The sequence below is a fragment of the Thiohalobacter sp. genome, assembly GCF_027000115.1.
In the GTDB taxonomy this organism is placed as follows: Bacteria; Pseudomonadota; Gammaproteobacteria; order Thiohalobacterales; family Thiohalobacteraceae; genus JALTON01.
In genome coordinates, this window is sequence record NZ_JALTON010000054.1 from 57522 (window position 1) to 83553 (window position 26032).

A 26032-nucleotide genomic window follows, 5' to 3' on the forward strand; every position below is an offset into this window, starting at 1 on the left:
GGCAGTCGAGTGTGCGGCCTCGCCAGGCACGATGCAAGCTTGACAGGCTGCCCCTCCTTCACTCCATCTTCAGCAGCTCGCCGATCTGGTCACGCAGGAACTGGTTCTCGTCCTCGAGCACTTGCACACAGGTCTTGAGTTCCCTGTTCACCCGCTCGATCTCGGCGAATCTTGCCTCGACCTCCTCGGTGCCCTCTTCGTCGCCACCGGCGCGTTTCACCAGTTCGGCGATATAGCCGCGCAGGTAGTCGATGGTCCGGGCCTGCCGTTCAATGACGCTACCGGCGTCGACCTTATCCTGATCCACTGCCGAGGTCTCTGCCACCTCCGGACCCTCCGCCCCGGCCGATACGTCCTGTGCGGCCGGGGCCCGTGGCAGGATCGTCTCGATGCGACCGGGCAGAGCCTCCCAGAAGGCCTCGTCGACACCGCTCCCGTTCTGTTCCGCGATCTCCCGCTCCAGACCCAACCAGGCCAGTCTCATGCGCAGGGTATCCGGCGCCGCATCGCCCAGCGCCTCGATCCGGGAGCGGGTCAGCGCCAGTTCACGCTCCAGGTACAACGAGGGGGGCGGGTGGTCTTCGTCCTCGATGTCTTCGCTTCCGCCCGACCGGGCTCTCTGCTGCCGTCGCCGCCACCACAGGAGGCCGCCGAGCACGACGGCGGCCAGCCCGACCTCGAGCCCGAACAACAGCAGCAGCATTTGGGGGTTGGTCATCGCTGTCCTCTGCAGTCGTTCCGCCCCTGTTCACTGGGACTTGACCACCCGTTCTCCGAGGTTAAACACGAATTGGGGGGTGGGCAACCGAAACCACGCGAAACCGCCTTCAAGGCTCGCACAGCCGACGCACCGGGCCGAAGCTGCGCCGGTGCACCGGGCTCGGCCCGAGCCGGGCCAGCGCCTCGAGGTGGGCCGGGCTGGGATAGCCCTTGTGCCCGGCCAGCCCGTAGCCGGGGTACTCGGCGTCCAGGGCCACCATCTCGCGATCCCGGGCCACCTTGGCGACGATGGAGGCGGCACTGATGACCGCCACCCGCTGGTCGCCCTTGACCACGGCCTCGGCGCGGCAGGGCAGGCCCTCGGGGCAGCGGTTGCCGTCCACCAGCACCCGTTCCGGGGCGGCGCCCAGCGCCAGCACCGCGCGGCGCATGGCCAGCAGGCTGGCCTGCAGGATGTTGATGCGGTCGATCTCCTCGACCTCGGCGCGTCCCAGACCGACGGCGAGGGCGCGGGCGTGGATTTCCACCGCCAGCGTCTCGCGGTGGCGTTCGCTCAGCCGCTTGGAGTCGGCCAGTCCATCGATGGGCTGTTCGGGATCCAGGATCACCGCTGCGGCGATCACAGGGCCGGCCAGCGGGCCGCGCCCGACCTCGTCGACGCCGGCCAGCCAGGGCGCGGCCACCGGGCAGTCCGGCAGGGGCGGCAACACCTTCATGGCCGCGCCACCGACAGCACCGCCTCGGCCGCCTGCCGCGCGGCATCGCGGCGCAGCTGGTGGTGGAGGGCATCGAAGCGCGCGACCAGCGCCTTGCGGGCGGTCGCGTTGTCCAGCCAGCCCAGCAGCGCCGAACCCAGCGCCTCGGGTTGCGCCCGGTCCTGGATGAACTCCGGCACCAGCGTCTCCCCGGCCAGCAGGTTGGGCAACGCGAAGCGGTCCACCGCCACCAGCCGCCGCAGCAGCCGGTGGGTGAGCGGTGCCACCCGATAGGCCACCACCATGGGCCGCTTGAGCAGCATGGCTTCCAGCGTCGCGGTACCCGAGGCCAGCAGCACCGCGTCGGCCGCGGCCATGGCCTCGCGGGCGCGGCCGTCCAGCAGGGTCACCGGCAGGCGGCCGTCCTGGCGCGACAGGGCGGCCTCGAAATCGGCACGCACCTCGGCGCTGGCCATGGGCGCGACGAAACGCAGCGAGGGCCGCTGTTCGAGGCACCAGCGAGCGGCGCCCAGAAAGACATCGGCGAGCCGGCCCACCTCGCCGCGCCGGCTGCCGGGCAACAGCGCAATCAGCGGTCCCTCGCCCAGCCCCAGCGCGGCCCGGGCGGCGGATGCATCGACCCGGTCAGGGATCTCGTCGGCCAGGGGATGACCGACGAAACGGACCGGCACGCCGGCCTCGCGGTAGAAGTCGGCCTCGAAGGGAAACAGGGTCAGCATCAGGTCCACGCTGCGCGCAATGCGCCGCACCCGGTAGCGCCGCCAGGCCCACACCGAGGGGCTGACGAAATGCACCGTGGGAATGCCGCCGGCCCGCAGGCGGCGCTCCAGGCCCAGATTGAAATCAGGGGCGTCGACACCGACGAACACCGCCGGCCGCTCGGCCAGCAGGCGCCGGGCCAGTTGGCGTCGCAGGCGCAGCAGGCCAGGCAGATGGCGCAGCACCTCCACCAGTCCCATCACCGACAGCGACGCCAGGGGATACAGGCTGCGGCAGCCCGCCGCCTGCATGCGCGGACCGCAGATGCCGCTGACCTCGAGGCTGCCGCAGCGCTCGGCAAGCGCCTCCAGCAGCGCCCCGCCCAGCAGGTCACCGGACATCTCGCCGGCGACCAGGCCCAGCCGCAAGCGCCCCTGCCGTTCGCTCACCATGGAACGACTCCGGGAAAAAGGCGGGAAGGTGGGCAGCCGGGACGGATCGCCATCGCCCCGCCCGCTCAGCGCACGATGCCTCGGGTCTGCCCTTCCAGGAAGCGGACCAGCGCCTCGACTTCCGGGCTCTCTGCTGCCTGGTCGCGCAGACGCGCCAGCGCCTCCTCCAGGGTCAGGCCAGACCGGTACAGGGTCCTGTAGGCCTGCTTGAGCGCGCGCAGGGCGTCGGCGCCGAAGCCCCGCCGCTTGAGGCCCTCGATGTTGAGCCCATGGGGCCGGGCAGGATTGCCCGAAACCATCACATAGGGCGGGACATCCTTGCCCAGTACGGTACCAAAGGCCGTGAAACAATGGGCGCCGAGGGCACAGAACTGGTGCACCAGGGTGAAGCCGCCCAGTATCGCATGGTCCTCGACCCGCACATGGCCGGCCAGCGAGGCACTGTTGGCAAAGATGGTATGACTGCCCACCTCGCAGTCATGGGCGATATGCACATAGGCCATGATCCAGTTGTCGTCGCCGATGCGGGTCACGCCCTTGTCCTGGACGGTGCCCCGGTTGATGGTGACGAATTCGCGGATGGTGTTGCGGTCGCCGATCTCCAGCCGCGTGGGCTCGCCGGCGTATTTCTTGTCCTGCGGCGCGTCACCGATGGAGGCGAACTGGTAGATGTGGTTGTCGCGCCCGATGCGGGTCGGCCCCTGGATGACACAGTGCGGGCCGATGCGGCTACCGCTGCCAATCTCGACCCGCGGGCCGATCACGGCAAACGGGCCGACCTCGACATCGTCGGCCAGCCTCGCCTGCGGGTCGATGACAGCACGTGGATCGATCAAGCGTCGATTTCCCTTTCCGTGCACATGATCTCGGCACTGGCCACAAGCTGGTCGTCGACCCGGGCCTCGGCATCGAACACCCAGATACCGCGACGCGTGGTCTTGACCTTCACTTCCAGCATCAGGCGATCGCCGGGCTCCACAGGCCGCTTGAATCGCACCTTGTCCACGCCGACCAGATAGTAAAGCGTGTCACGCTCGGCCTTCTGCTCCACGGTACGGAACGCCAGCAGCCCGGTCGCCTGGGCCAGTGCCTCGATGATGAGCACGCCCGGCATGATGGGCTTCTGCGGGAAATGTCCCTGAAAAAAGGGTTCGTTGAAGGTGACGTTCTTGTAGCCCAGCAGGGTTTCACCCGGGGTATAGGAGAGCACCCGATCAATGAGCAGAAAGGGGTAGCGATGCGGCAGGTGCTGCATGATCTGGTTGATGTCGAGGGTGCCGTCGGCCATGTTCGTATCTTCCGTTGTGTTTGCGCTTTCCGGGTCCGCGCGATGCCGCGCCCTGCCCGCCTCAGTCGGCGTCTTCGCCCTGCTCCAGCCGACGTTCCAGCTCGCGCAGACGCCGTGCCATGTCATCCAGTCGACGCAGGCGCGCCGTGATTCTATTCCATTGTTCGTTCGGCTGCGCCGGCAGCCCCGAGGAATACACCCCCGGTTCGGGAATGGACCTGGTCACCATGGACATGCCGGTCACCACCACGCCATCGGCGATCTCCAGGTGGCCGACCACGCCGACCCCGCCTGCGATCATGCAGTTGCGTCCGATGCGCGCACTGCCGGAGATGCCGGCACAGCCGGCGATGGCGGTATTCTCGCCAATCTGCACGTTGTGGGCGATCTGGATCTGGTTGTCCAGCTTGACGCCGGACTCGATCACCGTGTCCTCCAGCGCCCCCCGGTCGATGGTGGTGTTGGCGCCGATCTCGACATCGTCGCCGATACGCACGCCGCCGAGTTGCGGCACCTTGACCCAGCGCGCGCCATCCCTGGCGATACCGAAGCCATCGCTGCCGACCACCACCCCGGGATGCAGCAGGCAGCGCACCCCGAGACGGACGCCCTCGCACAGGGTCACGTTGGCGACCAGCCGGGTATCGGCACCGATGCGCACGTCGCGCCCCACCACGCAGCCCGGCCCCACCAGCACGCCGGGTCCGATATCGGCCCCGCTCTCCACCACCGCCTGCGCGGCAATCTGGGCGGAGGGATCGACGACCGCGTCCTCTGCCACCACGGCGGAGGGATGCACGCCCGGCTCCAGCGCCCGCGGCGGCGCCAGCAGGGCCGCCGCGCGGGCGTAGGCGAGATAGGGGTTGTCATTGACCAGCGCGGCCACCGGGCACTGCTCTGCCAGCTCGCGGGTCACAAATACCGCGCCGGCGTGCGTGTCCGCCAGGTACTTCCGGTATCGCGGATTGGCGAGGAACGCGATACAGTCCGGCCGCCCATTCTGCAGGGTGCAGACGCCCGCGACCTGCTGCTCGGGGTCACCGATCAGTTCACTGCCGGTTCGTTCGGCAATCTCTCCGAGCGTCAGCACCGGACCCGGGCACCCCGCCCTACTTGAACTCGCGCTTCAGCCGCTCGAGCACGGCGTTGGTGATGTCGATACGCTCGCTGGCGAACACCACGCCCTCGCTGATGATGAGGTCGTACTTCTCCTCCTTGGCCAGGGCCACGATGGCCTCGTAGAGATGACGTTGCAGCTTGGACAGTTCCTCGTTGCGGCGGATGTTCAGGTCCTCGCGGAACTCGTCCTGGGCGCGCTTGAGTTCGCGCTTGCGGCTGATGATGTCGCGCTCCGCCTTGCTGCGCTCGCTGTCGCTCATCACCGCGCCATCGCGCTGCAGCCTGTCCTCGGCCGCCTTGATCTCGCGCTGCATGGCCACCAGTTCCTTTTCCCGCGGCGCAAACTCGGACTCCATCTTGCTGATGGCCGCCTTGGCCTGTGGCGCCTCCTCCAGCAGCCGTGAGGTGTTGACGAAGCCCACCCTGGCCTCGGCCCAGGCCCCGCCTGCCATCGCCAGCAGCCCCGCCAGCAGAAACCAACGCATTGATCGAATCATGTATTTCATTCTCATCCTCTCCGCCACAGGGCCTCAGAAGGTGGTACCGATGGTGAACTGGAATACCTGGACCTGATCCCCGCTCTGGTCATTCATAGGTTGCGCCAGGCTGAAGGTCAGCGCGCCCAGCGGCGACAGCCAGGTCGCGCCCACGCCCAAAGAATAGCGCAATTCGCTCGCCTGGAAGCTGTCGAAATCCGCAAACACGTTGCCCACGTCCAGGAATGCACTCATGCGCATGGAATTCGAGTCCGGGAAAAAGGGCGGCGGAAAAAAGAGTTCGATGCTGCCGACCAGCCTGAAGCTGCCACCGATGGGCTGGTTGGTGACCGCATCACGCGGTCCAAGGGTGTTGTCCTGGAACCCGCGCACCGAACGCACGCCACCCGCGTAATAATTCTTGAAGAAAGGCAGGTTGTCGAACTTGCCGAAGCCATCGCCATAACCCAGCTCACCGTTCACCGACAGGGTGAACAGTCTTGTCAGCGGCACATAGAACAGGTGCCGATAATTGATCTTGTAGTACTGCAGGTCCACGCCCGGCACGCTGAACTCCATGCTCAGGCGCTGGAGCATGCCGCGATCAGCGAAGATTGCCCGGTTCCGGGTATCGTGCGCCCAGCTGCCCGTGAGTCTCAGGTTAGCGAAGGTATTGCCATAGGCAGCCAGGAAATCATCCACCACCTGCGGCGAAAACGCCGTCGTACCGATATCCAGATACTCCGCCTCCACATTGAGATTGACCCGGTCGAACTCGTTGATGGGAATGCCATAGCTGACATTGCCGCCGAAGGTATCCACCACATAGTTGGCAATGTTGGCCTGGGCGGCGTTGGTCTCGCGATAGTAGGCCCCGAAACCACGGCTGACACCATCAATAGTGTAGTAGGGGTTGGTGTAGGAAAAGCTGTAGACGCTGTTGATGTTACTGTTGTTGAACGCGAAACTCACCCGCTTGCCCGAGCCGAGAAAATTGTCCTGGCTGACGCTGGCATTGAACAGGATGCCCGAGGTCTGAGCGTAGCCCAGGCCCAGCACCAGGTTGCCCGACGGACGTTCGGTAACGGAAAAGTTCACGTCGACCTGATCGGTGGTCCCCGGCACGGCCGGGGTTTCCACGTTGACTTCCTCGAAGAAACCCAGCCGGTCGAGCCGGGTTCGGGAACGCTCCACCGCCGCGGCCGAAAACCAGCCGCCCTCCATCTGCCGCATTTCCCGGCGCAGTACCTCGTCGCGGGTGCGCGTGTTGCCGATCATGTTGATGCGCCGCACGTAGACACGCTTGCCCGGGTCGATGAAGAAGGTCACGGTGACCTCCTTGCTGTCTTCGTCCACCTCGGGGATGGTATTGACGTTGGCGAAGGCATAACCCTGTTCGCCCAGATGGTCGCCGATGCGCTCCACTGTCGCGGTCACGCGGCGGCGCGAGAAGATATCGCCCGGATTCAGGGTCACGCTCGGGAACAGTTCCTCGGGCGGCACCACGAAGTCACCGGCCAGCTTTACCTCGCGAACGCGGAACTGGTCGCCCTCGGTGACATTGATGGTGATGTAGATGTCCTGCCTGTCCGGCGTGATCTGGACCTGGGTGGAGTCTATGTTGAAGTTGATGTAACCGCGGTCCAGATAGAATGAGCGCAAGGTTTCCAGGTCTCCGGCCAGCTTCTGCTTGGAATACTGGTCGGCCCGGGTGTAGAAGGACAGCAGCGTGGGCGTGCTCAGTTCGAATTGATCGAGCAGGGTCTCGTCATCAAAGGCCCGGTTGCCGACGATGCTGATCTGGCGGATACGGGCAGCGCGGCCTTCGGAAATGCGAATGCTGATGCCGACACGGTTGCGCTCCAGGGGACTGACCTCGGTGCGGATGCGCACCCCGTACTTGCCGCGCGCGAAATACTGCCGACGCAGTTCCTGCTCGACCTTGTCCAGCAGCGAGCGGTTGAATACCCGACCCTCGGCCAGACCGATCTGCTTCAGCGACTCCAGCAGCGGCTCGCTCTCGATATCCTCGTTGCCCGTGATCTCGATGCTCGAAATCGCGGGACGTTCCTCGACCACCACCACCAGCACGTCCCCGTCCCGCTCCAGTCGCACGTCCTGAAAGAAGCCGCTGCGGAAAAGCGCACGGATAGCGGCCTCGGAACGCGCATCGTCGAAGCGCTCCCCGACCTTGACGGGCAGATAGCTGAACACCGTACCGGCGGAAATGCGCTGCAGACCCTCCACCCGGATGTCGCGGACGGTAAAGGGCTCGAAGGCCAGCGCCCGGCCGCACAGCAACAGGGCCAGCAGGAAACTCGAAAGGGAAGTTCTCATCACGGGTGCGAATTCTTGTTCTCGGCGCTCACTGCAACAGGCGCGTGAAGTCGTTGACGATGGCTATGGTCATCAGCGCCAGGAGAATGGCGATGCCGATGCGCTGTCCGAGGATCTCGGTCTGTTCGGAAACCGGACTCCCCTTGAAAAGCTCAATAAGGTAATACAGAAGATGCCCGCCATCCAGTATCGGAATGGGCAGCAGATTGAGAACGCCGAGGCTGATGCTGACAATGCCGAGAAAACCCAGGAAGGACGCCAGACCCAGGCTGGCCGACTGGCCGGCGAACTGCGCGATGCTGATGGGGCCGCTGAGATTTTCCACCGAGGCCTCGCCGACCAGCATCTTCCACAGGGTACGCAGGGTGAGCAGGCTCATGTCCAGGGTCTTGGCCATGGCCTTGCCCAGCGCCCGCACCGGCCCATAGCGGGTTTCGGTACGCAGTTCCGCTCCCAGCGACTCGGGCACCTCGGGATACGCGCCGATGCGTCCGATCGCGCCCTCGTCGATCTCCACGCGGTCCGGGCGCAGCTCGAGCGTCAACGTCTGCCCGTCGCGCTCGACCGTGACCGGGAAACGCTGCTCCGGGCGTTGCTGGACGAAGTCTACCCACGCCTCCCAGTTGGCGATGGGCACGCCGTCGGCACTTATGATACGGTCTCCCGCCCGGAATCCGGCCCGCTCCGCCGCCCCGCCCGGCACCAGCTTGCCCATCACCGCGGGCAGTTCGGGGCGCCAGGGCTTGAGTCCGATGTGATCGAGCAGATTGCCCCGATCCAGCAGGCCGTCTTCCCGGCTCAGATCCAGGCGCCGTTCCTGCAGCACGCCATCGGCACCGCGCACCTCCACGACCACCGCGGCCCGGTCCAGCGCTGCATCCAGCAGCGCCAGTACCGCCGTCTGCCAGGTGTGGGCATCGCGCTCGCCGACACGCAGGATCTCGTCCTGCGGCTGGAATCCGGCATGGGCGGCGGGACTGCCGGGCGTGACCTCGCCGACAATGGCCCGCACACCCGGCACGCCGGTGACGTACATCATCCAGTACACCAGGATGGCAAGCAGGAAATTGAAGGCCGGCCCGGCGGCCACCACCGCGATGCGCGCACCGACCGGCTTGCGGTTGAAGGCCTGGTCACGCAGTTCCGCGGGCACCTGTCCTTCCCGCTCGTCCAGCATTTTCACATAGCCGCCCAGCGGAATGGCGGCGATCACGAACTCGGTGGCATCGGGATGCTTCTGCCGGCGCCAGATGGGCTTGCCGAAGCCGACCGAGAAGCGCAGCACGCGCACGCCCATGCGGCGCGCCACCCAGAAGTGGCCGAACTCGTGCACTGTCACCAGCAGGCCGAGCGCAACGAGGAAGGCAGCCAGGGTGAACAGCATGCCGCTCACGAGGCCGACCTCCGTTGCCGCGCAACAACGAGGTCGCGCGCCCGCTCGCGCGCCTCGCGGTCGGCGGCCAGCACCGTATCGAGCGAGTCCGCCGTCACCGGCGGGAGCGCAGCCAGCGTGTCCTCGATGACACCCGGAATGCCGGGAAAATCGAGCATCCCGTCGAGAAAGGCCGCGACGGCCACCTCGTTGGCCGCATTGAGCAGCGCCGGCGCCGTGCCGCCCGCGGCCCAGGCCTCGTAGGCCAGTCGCAGGCAGGGAAAACGCACCGGGTCCGGCGCCTCGAAGTCCAGCCGCCCCACCGTCACCAGGTCCAGTGGCTGCACACCGGAGTCGATGCGCTCGGGCCAGGCCAGGGCGTGCGCAATCGGCGTACGCATGTCGGGATTGCCCAGCTGCGCCACCACCGAACCGTCGACGTAGTCGACCATGGAATGGATCACGCTCTGCGGATGCAACACCACCTGCACCTGCTCCGCCGGCAGGCCGAACAGCCAGCAGGCCTCGATGACTTCCAGCCCCTTGTTCATCATGGTCGCCGAGTCGACCGAGATCTTGCGGCCCATGTCCCAGTTGGGATGCGCGCAGGCCTCATCGGGCGTGACGCGCGCCAGCGCCTCGACCGGGGTGTCGCGGAAGGGTCCGCCGGAGGCGGTCAGCAGCACCCGGCGCACCCCTTCCGGCGTGCGCCCGGGCCGAAAGCCCGCCGGCATGGCCTGAAACACCGCGTTGTGCTCGCTGTCGATCGGCAACAGCACGGCATCGTGGCGACGGACCTCGTCCATGAACAGGGCACCGGACATCACCAGCGCCTCCTTGTTAGCCAGCAGCACGCGCTTGCCGGCACGCACCGCCGCCAGCGTCGGCGCGAGACCCGCCGCACCCACGATGGCAGCCATCACCAGTTCGGCATCCGGCAGCGCGGCCGCCTCCAGCAGACCCTCGGGGCCGCCGGCCACGCGGGTATCGATACCCTCTCCGGCCAGCGCGTCGGCCAGTGTCGCGGCCTGACCGGCATCGGCCATCACCGCCAGCTCGGGACGAAAGCGCCGGCACTGGGCCAGCAACCCCTCGACATCGCGGTGGGCAGTCAAGGCACGAACCCGGTAACGATCGGGATGGCGGGCAACCACGTCCAGGGTGCTCACGCCGATGGAACCGGTCGCACCGAGGACGGTGATCCCGCGCGGCCCGCGGGAGGCCCTGCCCGCGTCAGCCACGGACCTGCTCCAGACCCAGCACGAAGGCGGGTGTTGCGGCCAGCAGGCTGTCGATGCGGTCCAGCACGCCACCATGCCCGGGAATCAGGTGACCCGTGTCCTTGAGGCCCACCTGGCGCTTGAGCAGGCTGATGAAAAGGTCGCCGACGATGGAAATCGCCCCGGTCGCCACCGCCAGCAGCACCAGTCCGGGCCGGTTGAGGCCGGCATCGCCCAGCCAGCCGCCGCCCAGCCAGCCGACCAGGGCACAGGCGATCAGCCCGCCGGCGACACCTTCCCAGGTCTTGCCCGGGCTCACCCGCGGTGCCAGCTTGTGACGGCCGAATGCGCGACCCGCAAAGTAGGCGCCGCTGTCCGCCACCCAGATCAGCACCAGCAGGAACATGACCCAGGCCGGCCCCTGGGGCGCGGCGTGCAACAGATTGAGGCCGACCCAGGCCGGCGGCAGCGCCAGCAGTGCCAGCAGCGCCTTCAGTCCGCGCTGCCGCTGGCCGGCCAGCGGCCGCAGGATCCAGGCCAGTGCCAGCAGCCACCACGCCAGTGCCAGCACCAGCAGCCCCGGCGCCCAGTCGGGCTCTGCAAGGCGCAGCCAGCCCAGCCCCAGCAGACCCGCGAACGCCAGCAGATAGCCGACGCGCAGAACCCGTCCGCGCAGGGCGGCCAGCCGCGTCCACTCCCAGATACCGCCAAGCACTACCAGCGCGGTCGCCACTGCGAACACCGGCGGCGGTGCCCACAGCACCACCCAGACCACCAGCGGGATCAGCACCAGGGCGGCGAGGAGGCGCTGCCTAAGCACCCTTGAGCTGCTCCACCTGTTCGCCGGTGCAGCCGAAGCGGCGCTGACGGCCGGCAAACCATGCCAGGGCCTCGGCCAGCCGGTCCTGGTCGAAATCGGGCCAGAGGATGTCGGTGAAATAGAGCTCGGTGTAGGCGAGTTGCCAGAGCAGGAAATTGCTGATGCGCTGCTCACCACCGGTGCGGATGAAGAGATCGGGCTCCGGCAGGTCGGCCAGGCTCACCTCGCGACCCAGCCGGTCGGGATCGATCCCGGCGGGGTCCAGTGCCCCGGCCGCCACCTGCTCGGCCAGGCGCCGCGCGGCGCGCGCCAGATCCCAGCGTCCGCCGTAATTGGCGGCAATCGCCAGGGTCAGGCCCTCGTTGCCGCCGGTCAGGGCCTCAGTCTCGTCCATCAGTTGCTGGAGCCTGGGCGAGAAGGCCGTGCGATCACCGATGAAGCGCACCCGCACGCCGTTGGCATGCAGGTCACGCACCTCGCGCTTGAGGGTGCTGATGAACAGGTCCATCAGCAGCTTGACCTCGGTCCGCGGCCGGCGCCAGTTCTCGCTGGAAAAGGCGAACAGGGTCAGTGCCTCGATACCGTTCTGGCGGCAGGCCTCGACCACCCGCCGCACCGCCTTGACGCCCTCGCGGTGACCGGCCGGCCGCGGCAGGCCACGGGCGCGCGCCCAGCGGCCGTTGCCGTCCATGATGATGGCAATGTGCCGGGGTCGGTCCGCCAGCAGCCGGCTGTCGATGTGGCCGAGTTCGCTCACGCCGGATCAGATCTCCATCAGTTCCTTTTCCTTGGCCGCCAGCACCTCGTCCACCTTGGCGACATACTTGTCGGTCAGCTTCTGGATGCGCTCCTCGCCGTGACGCGCCTCGTCCTCGGAGATCTCCTTTTCCTTGAGCAGTTCCTTGAGATCGCTGTTGGCATCGCGGCGGATGTTGCGAATCGCCACCCGCGCACCCTCGGCTTCCTGGCGCACGATGCGGATCATGTCCTTGCGCCGCTCCTCGGTCAGCGGCGGGAGCGGGATGCGGATCACCGTCCCCGCGGTATTCGGGTTCAGGCCGAGATCGGACTCCATGATCGCCTTCTCGATCACCGGCACCATCTGCTTTTCCCAGGGGGTGACGGTGAGCGTGCGCGCGTCCTCGATGGCCACGTTGGCGACCTGTTTCAGCGGCGTCTGGCTGCCGTAGTAGTCGACCGTGATGTGGTCGAGCAGGCTGGGATGGGCGCGTCCGGTGCGCAGCCTGGAAAGCTCCGTCTTCAGGGACTCGACGCTCTTGCCCATGCGGGTCTCGGCGTCCTTGACAATGTCATCGATCATTCCGGTTCATCCTCTTTCCACCAGCGTGCCAACCGGCTCACCGCAGACAGCGCGCATCAGGTTGCCACGTTCGTGAATGTTGAAGACCATCAGCGGCAGCTTCTGTTCCTGGCACAGCACCACCGCCGTCGCATCCATCACTGCCAGCCTGCGGGTCAGCGTCTCCTCGTAGCTCACGCGCTCGAAGCGCTTCGCATCGGGATTGCTGCGCGGGTCGGCGTCGTATACGCCATCCACCTGGGTGGCCTTGAACAGGATATCCGCCCCGATCTCGATGGCGCGCAGGCTCGCGGCGGAGTCGGTGGTGAAGTACGGATTGCCGGTACCCGCGGAAAACAACACCACCCGCCCCTTGTCCAGGTGACGCAGCGCGCGGTCACGATCGAAGGGCTCGGCCAGGGTCCCGATGGGAAAGGCCGACATCACTCGCGCCTCGCTGCCCTGGCGGCGCAGCGCATCCTGCATGGCCAGCGCGTTCATCACCGTCGCCAGCATCCCCATCTGGTCGCCCTTGACCCGATCCATGCCGGCCGCGGCCAGGCCGGCGCCGCGGAAGATGTTGCCGCCGCCGATCACCAGCCCGACCTGGACGCCGAGCGCCGCCACTTGATGGATCTCGGCGGCGAAGGCGTCGAGCCGGGCGGGGTCGATGCCGGCGGCCAGCTCACCCATCAGGGCCTCGCCGGAGAGCTTGAGAAGGATACGGCGGTAACGCGGAGTCTGTTCAGGCATTTATATCCGTAAAACCAATGGGCTAGCGTTTCTTTTTCATGCAACTTCGGCGCACGGGGCGCAGGAATCGGCCTATTGTCGTCTTTTTCAGTGCGGAATGCCATGCATGCAACGGGGCCGCAGAGCGGCCCCGTGCACGGCGGCAAGTCCCGCCGATCCTTCGTGCCGACCGGCTCAGTCGCCGCGTACCTGCGCCATCACCTCGTCGGCGAAGTTCTCGGACTTCTTCTCGATGCCCTCGCCCAGCTCCATGCGCTGGAAACCGGCGACGCTGGCACCGGCCTTGTCCAGCAGCTTGCCCACGGTGGTGTCCGGGTCCTTGACGAAGGGCTGACCGACCAGGGTGACCTCGGCCAGGAACTTGCGGATACGGCCGTCGACCATCTTGGCCACGATCTCCGCCGGCTTGCCGCTCTCCTCCGCCTGGGCGGTGATGATCTCGCGTTCCTTGGCCAGCAGGTCGGCGGGGACGTCCGCTTCGGACACGGCCACGGGCTTGCTCGCCGCCACATGCATGGCGACATCCTTGGCCAGATCGGCGTTGCCACCCTGCAGGTCCACCAGCACCCCGATGCGGCCACCGTGAATGTAGCTGCCGATGGTGCCGCTGGTCTCCATCACCGCAAAGCGGCGCACGGCAATGTTCTCGCCGAGCTTGGCGATGAGTTCCTTGCGCGCCGTCTCGATGCTGACATCGGAGCCGTCCTCGAGCGGCATTTCCATCAGCGCCTCCAGCGACTCGGGGCTGGAGGTCAGCACGCGACGCGCGACCTTGCGCGCGAAGTCCTGGAACTCCTCCTTCTTGGCCACGAAGTCGGTCTCGCAGTTGACCTCGACCTGCGCGGCGCGCTTGCCGTCGTCGCTGATCTCGATCACGATCAGGCCCTCGGCCGCCACCCGGCCGGCCTTCTTGTCGGCCTTGGCCAGGCCCGACTTGCGCAGCAGCTCGACCGCCGCCTCCATGTCGCCGCCGGCCTCGACCAGGGCCTTCTTGCATTCCATCATGCCGGAGCCGGTGCGCTCCCGCAGTTCCTTTACCTGTGCCGCTGAGATTGCCATGCGCTCATCTCCCAAGACTTGTCTGTTTGCGAATTCGGAAACGGGTGCACCCGCCGGTCCCGGCGCGCCATGCCGGGAGCCGGCGGTGCATCGGGGACCGGATCAGGCCTTGGCCTCTTCCCCGGCGGGTGCCGCCGGTTCCTGAACCTCGACGAAATCGTCGTCGCCGACGCCCACCTGCACCGAGGCACTCTTGCCCTCGATGATGGCATCCGCGGCACCGCGCACATACAGCTGAATGGCGCGGATGGCGTCGTCATTGCCGGGGATGACGTAGTCGATGCCTTCCAGCGAGTTGTTGGTATCGACGATGCCGACCACGGGGATGTCGAGCTTCTTCGCCTCGGCAACAGCGATCTTCTCGTGGCCGACGTCGACCACGAACAGCGCATCGGGAATGCCGCGCATGTCCTTGATGCCGCCGAGACTGCGCTCCAGCTTTTCGAGTTCGCGGCGACGCATGAGGGCTTCCTTCTTGCTCAGCCGGTCGAGGGAACCATCCTCGGCCATGGCCTCGAGTTCCTTCAGGCGACGGATGGACTGGCGCACCGTCTTGTAGTTGGTGAGCATGCCGCCCAGCCAGCGATGGTTGACATAGGGCATACCGCAGCGGCGCGCCTCCTCGCCGATGACCTCGCGCGCGGCGCGCTTGGTGCCGACGAACAGCACGGTGCCGCCCTTGGCCGCCAGGCTGCCGAGATAGTTCATCGCCTCGTTGTACAGGGGCAGCGTCTTTTCCAGATTGATGATGTGGATCTTGCTGCGTTCGCCGAAGATGTAGGGGGCCATCTTCGGGTTCCAGAAACGGGTCTGGTGACCGAAATGCACGCCAGCCTCGAGCATCTGGCGCATGGTGACTTCTGCCATGACTAAAACTCCGATTTTGAAGGGTTGGGCCTCCATGCACCCCATGGAACAACCGGCGGCGAATCACCGACGGCACCCGGTCCCATGTGCCGGTGCATGTGCGGATTGGGCGGCCCCGCGGACGGGGCCGGTACTGCAAGCGCGCCTTTATACCACAGCCGGCGCCGCGGGGACAGATGCAACCCGGCCGCGGGCACGGTGGCCGGAACCGGGGCCGGCTTGCTAGACTGCCGCTTTCAGCCAGCAAATCAGGCCCCTCCGGGGCCGTGCCCGAGACTTCAGATCCCCATGTCCGTCACCATCAAGACCCCCGACGAGATCGAAAAGATGCGCGTCGCCGGCCGGCTCGCCGCCGACGTGCTGCAGATGATCCGCCCGCACGTGAAGGCCGGCGTCACCACCGGAGAACTGGACGAAATCTGCCACGACTACATCGTCAACGTGCAGAAGGCCATCCCCGCCCCGCTCAACTACCGCGGCTTTCCGAAGTCCATCTGCACCTCCGTCAACCACCAGGTCTGCCACGGCATCCCCGGCGGCAAGAAGCTCAAGAACGGCGACATCGTCAACATCGACGTCACCGTCATCAAGGACGGCTTCCATGGCGACACCAGCCGCATGTTCATGATCGGCGAACCCTCGGTACAGGCACGGCGCGTGGTCAGCGTCTGCTACGAGGCCATGCGCATCGGCATCGAGATGGTGCAGCCCGGCGTCCGTCTCGGCGACATCGGTCATGCCATCCAGAGCTACGTCGAAAGCCACAGCTGTTCGGTGGTGCGCGAGTACTGCGGCCACGGCATCGGCCGCGAGTTTCACGAGGAGCCGCAGGTGCTGCACTACGGCACCCCCGGCACCGGCCTCGAGCTGCAGCCCGGCATGACCTTCACCATCGAACCCATGGTCAACGCCGGCAAGCGCCAGACCAAGCTGTTGCCGGACGGCTGGACGGTCATCACCCGCGACCGCAGCCTGTCGGCACAGTGGGAGCACACGGTACTGGTCACTGACGACGGCTTCGAGGTGCTCACCCTGCACCCCAGCGAATCGCTGGACACCATGCCCGTCCTGCCCTGATGAACGAACCGGCCTCGCAGCCGCTGGAACCCCAGCAGTGTTTTCCCGACCCGCCCGCACTGGACGGGCTGCTGGACGAGGCAGCGCTGGATGCCGCGCTGGCCGGGGCGGCCGATCCGGTGCCGGTGCTGCGCGACGCCCTGCGCACCGGCGATGCCGCCCTGCGGCGCCACTTCGATGCCGGCGCCTCCGCCGTCGAACTGGTCTATGGCCGCTGCTGGCTGGCCGACCAGCTCATTCGCCGCGCCTGGGACCGGCACTTCGGCGATGCCACCGATATCGCCCTGATCGCCGTCGGCGGCTACGGTCGCGGCGAGCTGCTGCCCGCCTCCGACATCGACCTGCTGATCCTGCTCGAGGAAGGCGCCGAGCCCCGGCATGCCGCCGCCATCGAAACCCTGCTGATGCAACTGTGGGACATGAAGCTGGAAGTCGGCCACAGCGTGCGCACGGTCGCCGAGTGCGTCGAGCAGGCACGGGCCGACATCACCGTCGCCACCAACCTGTTCGAGGCCCGACCGCTGGCGGGACCGCAAGCGCTGTTCGGTGCCCTGCAGGCGGCCATCGGCCCGGACCGGCTGTGGAGCGGCCCCGAGTTCTTCGCCGCCAAGCTGGAGGAACAGGAGGCGCGCCATCGCCGCTTCGGCGACACCGCCTACAACCTCGAACCCAACATCAAGGAGAACCCCGGTGGGCTGCGCGACATCCAGATGATCGGCTGGGTCGCCAAGCGCCACTATGGCTGCGCCACCCTGGCCGACCTGGTAACCCACGGCTTCCTGACCGCGGACGAATACCGGGCCCTCGCCGAGGGCCAGGCCTTCCTCTGGCGCATCCGCTTTGCCCTGCATGTCACTGCGCGGCGGCGCGAGGACCGGCTGCTGTTCGACCACCAGCGCACCCTGGCCGGCCTGCTCGGCTATCCGGAAGACCCCGAACGCCCCACGGCCGCGGTCGAGGCCTTCATGAAGGCCTACTACCGCACCGTCACCCAGCTCAACCGCCTCAACGAGACCCTGCTGCAGCTGTTCCGCGAGGACATCCTCGAGGCGGACGAGGCCGACACGCCGGTGCCGATCAACCGCCGCTTCCAGACCCGTCGCGGCTACCTCGAGGTCACCGCGCCCGATATCTTCATCCGCTATCCCTTCGCCCTGCTGGAACTCTTCCTGATCCTGACCCAGCACCCCGAGATCAAGGGCGTCCGCGCGGCGACCATTCGCCTGGTGCGCGCCCATCGCCACCTGATCGACGACGACTTCTGCCGCGACCTGCGGGCCCGATCACTGTTCCTGGAACTCATCCGCCAGCCGGTCGGCGTCACCCACCAGCTGCGACGCATGAACCGCTACGGCATCCTCGCCGCCTATCTGCCGGCCTTCGGCCAGATCGTCGGCCAGATGCAGTACGACCTGTTTCATGCCTATACCGTGGACGAACACACCCTGTTCGTGGTGCGCAACATCCGCCGGCTGACGGTGCCGGCGTTCTCCCACGAATTGCCCTTTTGCAGCCGGTTGATGCAGGAGGAGATTCCGAAGCCGGAACTGCTGGTGCTGGCCGGCCTGTTCCACGACATCGGCAAGGGCCGCGGCGGCGACCATTCCGAGCTGGGGGCAGTCGATGCCGAACGCTTCTGCCGCGACCACGGCCTCGGCGACTACGACACGGAACTGGTCGCCTGGCTGGTGCGCAGTCACCTGCTGATGTCCACCACCGCCCAGCGCCGGGACATCAGCGACCCGGCCGTCATCCACGAATTCGCACGCCAGGTCGGCAGCCGGGTACGGCTGAACTATCTCTACCTGCTCACCGTATCCGACATCCGCGGCACCAATCCCGAGCTCTGGAACGCCTGGAAGGACACCCTGCTGCGCGAACTCTACGATGCCACCGCCAAGGCGCTGCGCCGCGGGCTCGAGAATCCACAGGACGAACGGGAACTGATCGAGGCCCACCGTCGGCGCGCGGCGGAGCAACTGCGCGAACAGGGTATCTCCGCGGACGATCTTCATCGCCTCTGGGCGCCACTGGGCGACGAATACTTCCTGCGCCACAATCCGCGCGAGATCGCCTGGCAGACCCGCAAGCGGCTGGAGGCCGGCGATCGCGAAACGCTGGTCGCGCTGCGGCCCGACCTGCGCGGCGGCACCGCCATCTTCATCACCACCCCCGTTCGCCCTCGCCTGTTCGAGGTGACCACGGCGGTGCTGGAACAGCTCGGCCTGGACATCGTCGACGCCCGCATCCTGACCAGCGAGGACGGACGCGCGCTGGATACCTATCTGGTGCTGGACGAGCAGGGCCAGCCCATCGAGGACCGCGAACGGCGGCGGATCATCCGTGAACGGCTGCAACAGGCGCTGGCGCCTGAACGACTGGTGCCGCCGCCGGTCACCCGCCGCGCACCGCACCGCTTCCGCCACTTCGACATACCCGTGGAAGTGGACTTCCGGCCCGATCCTTCGGGCGAACGCACGCTGGTGGAACTGATCGCCGCCGACCGGCCCGGCCTGTTGTCCACCGTCGGCCGGGTGTTCACCGAGCAGGGCGTGGAGCTGCACAATGCCCGCATCGCCACCTTCGGCTCCCGCGCCGAGGACGCCTTCTATGTCACCGATACCGAGGGCCAGCCCGTCACCGATCCCGAACGGCAGCAGGCGCTGCGCGCCGCGCTGGTGGCGGCGCTGGAGGGGAACGACTGAGCATGCGCCACGTGCCGGCAGGGTCCACCCGCAGGCAGCCGGTCAGCCATGATCCGGGGCTGCTCAAGTCGGTCTGGCTCGGCGCCGGCGAGGTCGCCGGCCTGACCCAGCTCGCGCGCACCCGGCTGCCGGCCGGCACCGTCACCCGCGCCCATGCCCACACCGACATGACCGAGCTGTTCATTCTGCTGGAGGGCCGGCTGCAGGCCTGCATCGACGGCCGCGAACTGACGCTGGCAGCCGGCGACTGTCTGGTGGTCGCGCCCGGCGAAAGCCACCGCCTGCACAACCCGGGACCGGGCGAGGCCGATCTGATCCATTTTGGTCTGGCCCCGTCCACGCCCGGCACACGGGCCGACCCTGGACTATAGTTGGGGTATGGCGCCGCCCCCGCGGCGCAACACCACGGCGACCCGGCCCGGCCGGCTCCGCCCCACGCCTTTCAGGAGGTTGCCCATGAACACAAGCTGGACCTCAACCACCGAACGCCCCGCCATGCGCGATCCCGGCGACCCGCTCGCCGCCCTCGACCCCTGGAGCGAGGACCTCGCCCGCGAACGGGCCCATGCCCTGGGCATCGAACTCACCGAGACGCACCTGCACATCCTGCATGCCCTGCGCGAGAACTTTCGCGCCCACCCGGATGCCCATGCCCGGGAAGTGCTGGAGTGCATGGAATGCATCGCCGCGCCGGACGGCAACAAGCGCCATCTGTACGCCCTGTTCCCCGGTGGCCCGGTGCGCCAGGCCTGCGAACTCGCCGGCCTGCCGGTCCCGCCGGGCGCCAGCGACCCCTCCTTCGGCAACGTCATGTAGGGGCTGAAACGGAACGGCCCGCCGGGAGGCGGGCCGTTCGGGTTTTGGCGTCGGTGGCCTGTGCGGCTAGCCCGCATATTGCACCAGGGGCTGCGGATGATGGCGGATTTGCAGCCGGGCTCGGGGAGAGCTGGAACGAAAGCCGTAGCCGTCGCTACGGCTTGAGTGAAGCACCCCCGAGGCCGAGCGAAAATCCGCCAGGGCCGCAGCAGGAAGCGGGCGGGCACAAATCGTACTCCGGGCCATGGGCAAAAAATCCGGTTCATTACGTACCAGGACAACAAGTTGGCTCCCGCCCGCTTCCGACCTGGTGCAATATGCGGGCTAGAACAGTACGCGGATCTGCAGGTTGGTCCGATTCGCCGGATAGGTCGCACCACCGCAGTTGGCGCAGAATACCGAGCCCGTGTTGGCCACGCCGTCGTCGATGTCCTCGTCGAGCCGTTGCGCTGCCTCGGTGCTCAGGTTCTGGACGATCAGCCAGATACCGCTGCGACCGCCATTGCTGCCGGAGTAGATACCGCTGTAGGGTCCCCCATAGGGATGGTTGGGGTTGGCATCGCCACCGGTGTCGGTGGGATCGCCGGGAATCAGGCCGGCATAACGCAGATGCTGCCAGACCATGCAGGATTCGTCACCTGCCGCATTGCAATATCCCCCGTTGATGGTGCCGCCACCGTTGCCATTGGGTGCCGCGGCGTCGAGCTTGACGCTGGCCTGATCGAAGTCGCCTGGCAGCGCCCGATAACGATCCTGGAAGCTGTAGAAGGCCGCGGCGTAGGACTGGACCTCACTGCGCAGGCTCTTGTACTTGGCATTGGCGATCATCTCCTGGCCCTTGAGCACCCCGCCCAACAGGAGTCCGATGATGACCAGCACGATGGCGATTTCCACCAGGGTGAATCCGGATTGACGATGTTTCATGAGCTTGCTCCTGCTTGAACCCTTGGTCTTGCCCGCTGTCCCGCATGGCGGGGCTACCCCCTTAGCGGCCAGGCCCGATCAGACCTTGAATCTGCTGGCCGTTTACCTTTCAAGCCATTGTTTTATAAACCTTCTCAGGGCAGCTGCCCGCCCGCCACCATGCGGCTGAACAGGGTCGTGGCCGGCACCCAGACCACCAGGTCGTCGAACGCGGGCTGATAGTCGCTGGCGACGAAGCAGCGGTCGCTGTCGCGGTTTTCCTGCTCCAGGGCGCCGGCGTTGCGTGTCTTGCCGTCCGAACGCACCAGTGCCGGGACATTGTCCCCGTACAGGGTGCCGCCGCAGTTGGCGGCATCGGTCGCCTGGATGCGGCCGTTGCCGCTGCCGGCGGTGGCCAGGGTGAAGGTGGTGGTGAAGGCCCCGTTCACGGCGTAGCGCCAGGGGTTGCCCCAGGCATCGGTGGCGCTCACACCCAGGCTGGCATGCGGCAGCGCGCCGACCCGCATCCGGTTCGCGGCCGAGGGACAGGCGTCGTTGTCCAGTCCGTCGCCATTGCTGTCCGGACAGGGCAGGCGCCTGTTGATCAGGGCGTAGCCGATCAGGGCCTCGCGGATGGTCTCCAGCGTCGCCTGCGTTTCCTCGCGGCGTTCGCGCTCCATCTGGCTGGCGAGCGGCATCAGCATGCCACCCAGCAGCAGGCCGATGATGACCAGCACCACCGCCAGTTCCACCAGCGAAAAGCCCCGCTGCATGTCTCTCATGGTGGCAGACCTCCCGGCGTTGCCCGGTCGATGCGGGCAATGAGTTCGGACGAGGGCACCCAGGCGACCAGATCGTCGAAGGGCCCGCCCGGCGCCGCCGCATCGGCCGTCGGCGCCCGCTGCACGAAGGACGTGGTCGCGGTGCGGTTGGTGTTCTCGTCGATGTGGCTGGCGGGCGGATTGGCCAGCGCCGCGCCGCTCCCGGTGCGCGCGCCCAGGCCGTTGGGACCATGCGACAGGATCACCGCCGGCAGCGCCGTCGCGACCGGCACCAACGCCCCGCCCGCATCGCGGGTCCGCACCTGCATGTCGCCGGCGCTGGTCAGGGTCAGGCTGCAACCGCTGGCGAAGGCCGGATCGACCACGTAGCGATAGCGATGCTGCCAGGCATCCAGCCGGCCCAGCCCCAGCGTCTGCCAGGGCAGGAATCCGGCCCGGGTGGCCGAGCTGCAGCTGGCCGCGGCCACCCCGCTGGTGGCGCTGGTGCTCGGACAGGGCAGGCAGCCATTGAGCACCGCATGGCCCATCAGTGCCTCGCGAATCTCGCCCAGGCGACCGCTGTCGTCGGCGGCGCGTTCCAGCGCGGGACGTCCCTTGTTGAGCGCGGTCAACAGAAAATAGGCACTGCCGGTGACCAGCAGCAGGGCAAAGACGATCAGGGCCGCGCCCCCTTGTGCTCGATGCGGGTTCATCCGGTATCCCCGCTTGCCGCCTTCGGCGCTACGCTGTCCGGTGCTTCCGGTGCGGGTTGGTAACCCTCGCGGACCTCGCCGGTGATCCGGTCCAGCACCTGGCCGGGCTTCAGGTCGCGGCGGGTGCCCTTCGCATCCAGTTCCAGTCGCACCCACCCGTCACGGAACAGGCTGACATCGCTGCCCGGCGCGTCCGGCGCCACCCCGGCCCCGTTGATCCATACCCGCCGCCGGCCGTCGCTGCTCATCATGATGCCGTCCACCCGCAACCGGTCGACCACTGCCACCGGTGTCTCCACCGGCACCCGGCCCTGGCGCCGGGCCTCGATGCGCCCGCGCTGTTCCGGCGTGGTAAACAGCCGGCCCAGGTCGTCGCCCGCCTGCACCGGCATCAGCGCCGGCAGACCGGCCGCCAGCAGCAAACTGCGGATCAGGCGGCTCACAGCAGCATCTCCTCGTCCTCGGCCGACGCCGGCGGCGTATCCAGGCTATACCAGTCGAGCAGGCACTCGGCCGTGAGATTGGGTCCGTCGACACGCACCTCGCCCGTGTCGTTGACCCGATTCAGGCGACAGCGACTGACCTCGAAGAAGCCCTGCCCACGGACCGCGAGCAGATCGAGGAAATCGACCAGATCGCCCTCGTGGGCGAGATCCATGCGCAACTGCATGCGGGTCACGTAGAGGGCCAGACCATTGCCGGGCAGGCTGGCACGCGCCGAAGGCATGCGTGCCGAGACCTGGAACTTCAGCCCCAGCACCCCGGCACGATCCCCTGCCTCGCGCACGGCCTCGATCCAGACCAGCCGGCGCTCGGGGCCGATGAAGCCTTCTGCCCGCAGGCGGCGGAAGGCCGCGCCGTGATCGGCAATGATGCGAATCGCCTCGCGGGTCTCGCGCGCCTCGTCCTGCAAGGTCGCCAGCAGTTCCTCGGCGTCGCGGGCGGCCTGCGCCATCTGGCTGCGCCAGGCGAGACTCCCGAGCGCAACCACCAGCGCCAGCCCCAGCAGCCCCAGGCTGAGCAGCCAGCGGGCGGAAAGCCTTCGCCAGTCCGGAATCCCGAATTTCATCCCTGCCCCTCCAGGACCAGCCTGACCGCGAAGCGCGCACGCCGCACCACCTCCTCACCACTCAGACTGCCGGCGACACGCGCATCGGAAGCCGTGTTGAGCGGCAACTGGTCGGCAGCCGCACGGAACACGCCCAGACGGTGACGCAGATCCTCGACCAGTGCCTGCACCCGCTGATGGGCGCGGGTGAAGTTGCCGTCGAAGGGCACCACCTCGCCCTCGAGCCGGCTGATGGCGTAGCGCCGGCGCTCGCCCGGCTCGGCCTCGATGGGCTCGCCGTCCGGCCCCAGCTCCGGCATCGCCTCCTGCAGGGTCTCGTCGGCGGCACCCGGCTCCCGCGCGTCGGGGTTCTCGCTGACGAACCAGTCCAGCGCCCGCGGCGCCAGTCCACCGTGCGCCATCAGTCGCTGTCCCAGCGTGGCCAGGGCACGATGCGGGTCCCGTCGCTCCTGTTGCAGGCGCTGGGCCAGGGCCACCGCCGCCTGCATCAGGTGCGGATCGAATTCGGTCTCCGGGAGCGCGGCGCGCACCGTCTCCAGATGCTGCTCCGCCAGCGCGATGCGCTGTTCCGTCGCCGCGCGTTCTGCCTGCAGGGCCAGGCCGTCGAACAGGTTGAGGCCGGCCCAGAACACCGCAGCCACCAGCGCCGTGGCCGCCACCGCCGGCGCGGCGCGCTCGGCGCGATGCCGCCACCGCCGCTTCCGGTCCTCGACGAGCGTGTAGTGGTCGGCCCGGGGGCGGCTGGCGAGCAGCGCCGCGAACAGGCCGTCCGCGCAGGCATCCAGCGGCTGGCCGCGATAGCCGATGCGGGCGGCGGCCTCGTTCATGTCCAGGAACTCGTAGTGATCGAGCCCGCGTTCCTGCCCCATGGCCTGCAGCGCGGCGAGGCGTTCCCCCGCGCTCGGCATGGCTGTCTCCAGGGTGCGGTCGCGTGCCAGCAGATGCAGGTTGGAGAGATAGCGCTTGGTCTTGCCAATCTCGGCGTGCACGAAATCGGCATAGGCCTCGGGCGTCAGCCCGGATGGCACCGGCGTCAGGCGGCTGAAGCGCAGCCGGCCACCGACCACGAACGACTGTCGCAGGCCGCTGTCGCAGCCCTCGCTGACCACCAGCAGCTCGGCCTTGCGGTCGCGCAGCCGGGTCACCAGAGACGGCGTCAGCAACGCCACCGAACAGAGCCCGGCCACCGGCACCTGGCGCTGGCGCAGGGGCTCGAGCCAGACGTCGATGACTTCGGGATTGGTCAGGGCACTGAACAGCACCTCGTCGCGCCTGCGGTCATCGGCCTTGCGGCCCAGTACCTCGGCGCGCCGGTAGGGCGTGCTGCGAAACAGCCGCGCGCCATGCCGCGCCAGCAGGGCCTGGCGATCGCGGCCGCTGGCATGCGCCACCGGCTCGATGCGGAAGTCCTCCTCGACCAGATCGGTGAACACCTGGGTATCCAGCGCACCGACACCGTCGAGATAGTCGGCAAACCCCGCCTGCCCCGCCGCGTCGGCCGGGAAGAAGCCCGCCATGTCCAGGCGTCCCCGGTCCAGGTGCCAGACCCGCAGGCCGGCGGCGGTAATGAGCAGGATCTGCCGCATCAGGTGATCCTCGTCAGGATGTCATAGATGGGCCCGAGCACCGACATCATCACCCAGCCCAGCAGCAGGCCCAGGATCACCGTCATGGTGGGCTCGATCAGGGTCTGCACCCGCTCGATGGATTCGCGCACGTCGCGGGTATAGAAATAGGCCACATTGTTGAGGGCGTGATCCAGCGCGCCCGTGTTCTCGCCCACCCGCAGCATGCGCAGCACCAGCGGCGGGAACAGGGCCGTGTTCTCGAACGCCGCCGTGAGACCGACGCCCTCGCCGATCTGGCGCTGCACGCGCGCCAGCGCCTCCTCGATGACCTTGTTGTCGACCAGTTCCCCGGTGATGCGCAGGCCATCCAGCACGGTGATACCGGCGCCGTACATGAGCGCGAAGTTGGATGCGAAGCGCGCCAGCAGGATCTTGCGCAGGATGGGTCCCAGCGGCCACAGGGACAGCTTCAGTCGATCGACCTCGTAACGGATGCGCGGACTGGTGCGCGCGCCCAGCCGCAGCCCGAAGAACAGCGCCGGCGGCGCCGCCAGCACCAGGTACCAGTAGTCGGTGAGAAAGCCGGACAGTGCGATCAGCGCCCGGGTATGCAGCGGCAGCTCGCCGCCCATGCTGGCGATGAAGCTGGTCAGCTGCGGCACCAGGTAGATCATCATGAAGAAGAAGACAGCGATCACCACCAGGCCCACGAAGGCCGGGTACATGACAATCTTCCTGGCCTGCGCCGCCAGCTCGTCCTGCCATTTCAGCGACTCGGTCAGCTCGCGCAGCACATCGGGCAGCAGGCCGCTGGCCTCGCCGGCCCGGATCAGGCTGACGAACACGCGGCTGAAGATGGCCGGAAAGCGTTCCAGCGCCTCGGACAGGGTCTTGCCGCCCTCGATGTCCTCGATCAGGGTGGAAATGACCTCGCGGAAGCGCGGATTGGATACGCTGTCGCGCAGGTCGCCCAGACCCTCGAGAATGGGCACGCCGGCGCGGGTGAGCTGCTCCAGGTGGAAGGTGAAGGTGATCAGTTCCTGGCGTCCGACCCGGCCGCGGCCGAGCGACAAGCCGCCGCGCCGCGCCGGCCGCGCGCGGATCATCTCCAGCCCCATGCGGGCGAGCCGCATTTCCAGATCGGCGTCGTTGGCCGCCTCGATGCGGCCGAGCACGATCTTGCCGTCGTCGTTGATCGCCTTGTAGTCGAATGCGGTCATGT

The 26032-nt window shown here is 67.6% G+C and carries 27 protein-coding genes; 4 read left to right on the forward strand and 23 right to left on the reverse strand.

Annotation, left to right across the window (positions count from 1 at the left end; translation table 11 throughout):
• Positions 1–58: 58 nt before the first annotated feature.
• The 16 genes from MVF76_RS10820 to rpsB all read right to left on the reverse strand — a co-directional run bounded on the left by MVF76_RS10820 (position 59) and on the right by rpsB (position 15198).
• Positions 59–718: a hypothetical protein gene (locus tag MVF76_RS10820; protein WP_297528991.1), complete on the reverse strand. Its 660-nt coding sequence runs from the start codon at positions 716–718 to the stop codon at positions 59–61.
• Between the two features lie 109 nt (positions 719–827).
• Positions 828–1436: a ribonuclease HII gene (rnhB, locus tag MVF76_RS10825; protein WP_297528993.1), complete on the reverse strand. Its 609-nt coding sequence runs from the start codon at positions 1434–1436 to the stop codon at positions 828–830.
• On the reverse strand, positions 1433–2587 hold the full coding sequence (gene lpxB / locus MVF76_RS10830; RefSeq protein ID WP_297528995.1) for a lipid-A-disaccharide synthase: 1155 nt from the start codon (positions 2585–2587) through the stop codon (positions 1433–1435). Before lpxB ends, rnhB begins: the two co-directional genes overlap by 4 nt.
• 65 nt (positions 2588–2652) lie before the next feature.
• The gene (gene lpxA / locus MVF76_RS10835) at positions 2653–3423 is read right to left on the reverse strand and encodes an acyl-ACP--UDP-N-acetylglucosamine O-acyltransferase (RefSeq protein WP_297528997.1); all 771 of its coding nucleotides are present in this window, start codon (positions 3421–3423) and stop codon (positions 2653–2655) included.
• Positions 3420–3875 (reverse strand): 3-hydroxyacyl-ACP dehydratase FabZ, encoded by a 456-nt coding sequence (gene fabZ, locus MVF76_RS10840; protein WP_297528999.1) that lies wholly within the window; start codon positions 3873–3875, stop codon positions 3420–3422. Before fabZ ends, lpxA begins: the two co-directional genes overlap by 4 nt.
• Before the next feature lie 61 nt (positions 3876–3936).
• Positions 3937–4965, reverse strand: coding sequence for a UDP-3-O-(3-hydroxymyristoyl)glucosamine N-acyltransferase (lpxD, locus tag MVF76_RS10845; protein ID WP_297529001.1), 1029 nt, complete (start codon positions 4963–4965; stop codon positions 3937–3939).
• 19 nt (positions 4966–4984) lie between these two features.
• Positions 4985–5479 (reverse strand): OmpH family outer membrane protein, encoded by a 495-nt coding sequence (locus MVF76_RS10850; RefSeq protein ID WP_297529003.1) that lies wholly within the window; start codon positions 5477–5479, stop codon positions 4985–4987.
• Positions 5480–5524: 45 nt separating this feature from the next.
• Positions 5525–7807 carry an outer membrane protein assembly factor BamA gene (bamA, locus tag MVF76_RS10855; protein WP_297529110.1) on the reverse strand — a complete coding sequence of 761 codons (2283 nt, stop codon included), beginning with the start codon at positions 7805–7807 and terminating at the stop codon, positions 5525–5527.
• Between the two features lie 28 nt (positions 7808–7835).
• On the reverse strand, positions 7836–9191 hold the full coding sequence (gene rseP / locus MVF76_RS10860; protein ID WP_297529112.1) for an RIP metalloprotease RseP: 1356 nt from the start codon (positions 9189–9191) through the stop codon (positions 7836–7838).
• Between the two features lie 5 nt (positions 9192–9196).
• Positions 9197–10420: a 1-deoxy-D-xylulose-5-phosphate reductoisomerase gene (gene ispC / locus MVF76_RS10865; RefSeq protein WP_297529005.1), complete on the reverse strand. Its 1224-nt coding sequence runs from the start codon at positions 10418–10420 to the stop codon at positions 9197–9199.
• The gene (locus MVF76_RS10870; RefSeq protein WP_297529007.1) at positions 10413–11219 is read right to left on the reverse strand and encodes a phosphatidate cytidylyltransferase; all 807 of its coding nucleotides are present in this window, start codon (positions 11217–11219) and stop codon (positions 10413–10415) included. The genes ispC and MVF76_RS10870 overlap by 8 nt, the downstream gene beginning before the upstream one ends.
• Positions 11212–11976 (reverse strand): polyprenyl diphosphate synthase, encoded by a 765-nt coding sequence (uppS, locus tag MVF76_RS10875; protein WP_297529009.1) that lies wholly within the window; start codon positions 11974–11976, stop codon positions 11212–11214. The genes MVF76_RS10870 and uppS overlap by 8 nt, the downstream gene beginning before the upstream one ends.
• Before the next feature lie 6 nt (positions 11977–11982).
• Positions 11983–12540 carry a ribosome recycling factor gene (gene frr, locus MVF76_RS10880; protein ID WP_297529011.1) on the reverse strand — a complete coding sequence of 186 codons (558 nt, stop codon included), beginning with the start codon at positions 12538–12540 and terminating at the stop codon, positions 11983–11985.
• A gap of 6 nt (positions 12541–12546) precedes the next feature.
• Complete coding sequence (gene pyrH, locus MVF76_RS10885; protein ID WP_297529013.1) at positions 12547–13272, reverse strand: UMP kinase; 726 nt, start codon at positions 13270–13272, stop codon at positions 12547–12549.
• 174 nt (positions 13273–13446) lie between these two features.
• Positions 13447–14331, reverse strand: a complete 885-nt coding sequence (gene tsf, locus MVF76_RS10890) for a translation elongation factor Ts (protein WP_297529015.1) — start codon at positions 14329–14331, stop codon at positions 13447–13449.
• Positions 14332–14433: 102 nt separating this feature from the next.
• Positions 14434–15198, reverse strand: a complete 765-nt coding sequence (gene rpsB, locus MVF76_RS10895) for a 30S ribosomal protein S2 (protein ID WP_297529017.1) — start codon at positions 15196–15198, stop codon at positions 14434–14436.
• A gap of 288 nt (positions 15199–15486) precedes the next feature.
• On the opposite strand from rpsB, the gene map reads away from it, so the two are divergent.
• The 4 genes from map to MVF76_RS10915 all read left to right on the forward strand — a co-directional run bounded on the left by map (position 15487) and on the right by MVF76_RS10915 (position 19796).
• Complete coding sequence (map, locus tag MVF76_RS10900; RefSeq protein WP_297529019.1) at positions 15487–16275, forward strand: type I methionyl aminopeptidase; 789 nt, start codon at positions 15487–15489, stop codon at positions 16273–16275.
• A complete protein-coding gene (gene glnD, locus MVF76_RS10905) occupies positions 16275–18980 on the forward strand; it encodes a [protein-PII] uridylyltransferase (protein ID WP_297529021.1) in 2706 nt (901 codons plus the stop codon). Before map ends, glnD begins: the two co-directional genes overlap by 1 nt.
• A gap of 2 nt (positions 18981–18982) precedes the next feature.
• Positions 18983–19351 carry a cupin domain-containing protein gene (locus tag MVF76_RS10910; protein ID WP_297529023.1) on the forward strand — a complete coding sequence of 123 codons (369 nt, stop codon included), beginning with the start codon at positions 18983–18985 and terminating at the stop codon, positions 19349–19351.
• An 85-nt stretch (positions 19352–19436) separates the two neighbouring features.
• Entirely contained in the window at positions 19437–19796 is a 360-nt protein-coding gene (locus MVF76_RS10915) for a TusE/DsrC/DsvC family sulfur relay protein (protein WP_297529026.1), read from the forward strand.
• A 324-nt stretch (positions 19797–20120) separates the two neighbouring features.
• Here the strand turns inward: MVF76_RS10915 and MVF76_RS10920 are convergent, their stop codons facing one another.
• The 7 genes from MVF76_RS10920 to MVF76_RS10950 form a co-directional block, all read right to left on the reverse strand.
• Positions 20121–20720, reverse strand: coding sequence for a prepilin-type N-terminal cleavage/methylation domain-containing protein (locus MVF76_RS10920; protein ID WP_297529028.1), 600 nt, complete (start codon positions 20718–20720; stop codon positions 20121–20123).
• Positions 20721–20854: 134 nt separating this feature from the next.
• Positions 20855–21481 carry a type II secretion system protein gene (locus MVF76_RS10925; RefSeq protein ID WP_297529030.1) on the reverse strand — a complete coding sequence of 209 codons (627 nt, stop codon included), beginning with the start codon at positions 21479–21481 and terminating at the stop codon, positions 20855–20857.
• On the reverse strand, positions 21478–22173 hold the full coding sequence (locus MVF76_RS10930) for a hypothetical protein (RefSeq protein ID WP_297529032.1): 696 nt from the start codon (positions 22171–22173) through the stop codon (positions 21478–21480). The genes MVF76_RS10925 and MVF76_RS10930 overlap by 4 nt, the downstream gene beginning before the upstream one ends.
• Positions 22170–22616 carry a hypothetical protein gene (locus MVF76_RS10935; RefSeq protein WP_297529033.1) on the reverse strand — a complete coding sequence of 149 codons (447 nt, stop codon included), beginning with the start codon at positions 22614–22616 and terminating at the stop codon, positions 22170–22172. Before MVF76_RS10935 ends, MVF76_RS10930 begins: the two co-directional genes overlap by 4 nt.
• The gene (locus MVF76_RS10940; protein ID WP_297529035.1) at positions 22613–23242 is read right to left on the reverse strand and encodes a hypothetical protein; all 630 of its coding nucleotides are present in this window, start codon (positions 23240–23242) and stop codon (positions 22613–22615) included. Before MVF76_RS10940 ends, MVF76_RS10935 begins: the two co-directional genes overlap by 4 nt.
• A complete protein-coding gene (locus tag MVF76_RS10945) occupies positions 23239–24828 on the reverse strand; it encodes a hypothetical protein (protein WP_297529037.1) in 1590 nt (529 codons plus the stop codon). Before MVF76_RS10945 ends, MVF76_RS10940 begins: the two co-directional genes overlap by 4 nt.
• Positions 24828–26030, reverse strand: a complete 1203-nt coding sequence (locus MVF76_RS10950; protein ID WP_297529039.1) for a type II secretion system F family protein — start codon at positions 26028–26030, stop codon at positions 24828–24830. Before MVF76_RS10950 ends, MVF76_RS10945 begins: the two co-directional genes overlap by 1 nt.
• Positions 26031–26032: the final 2 nt, after the last annotated feature.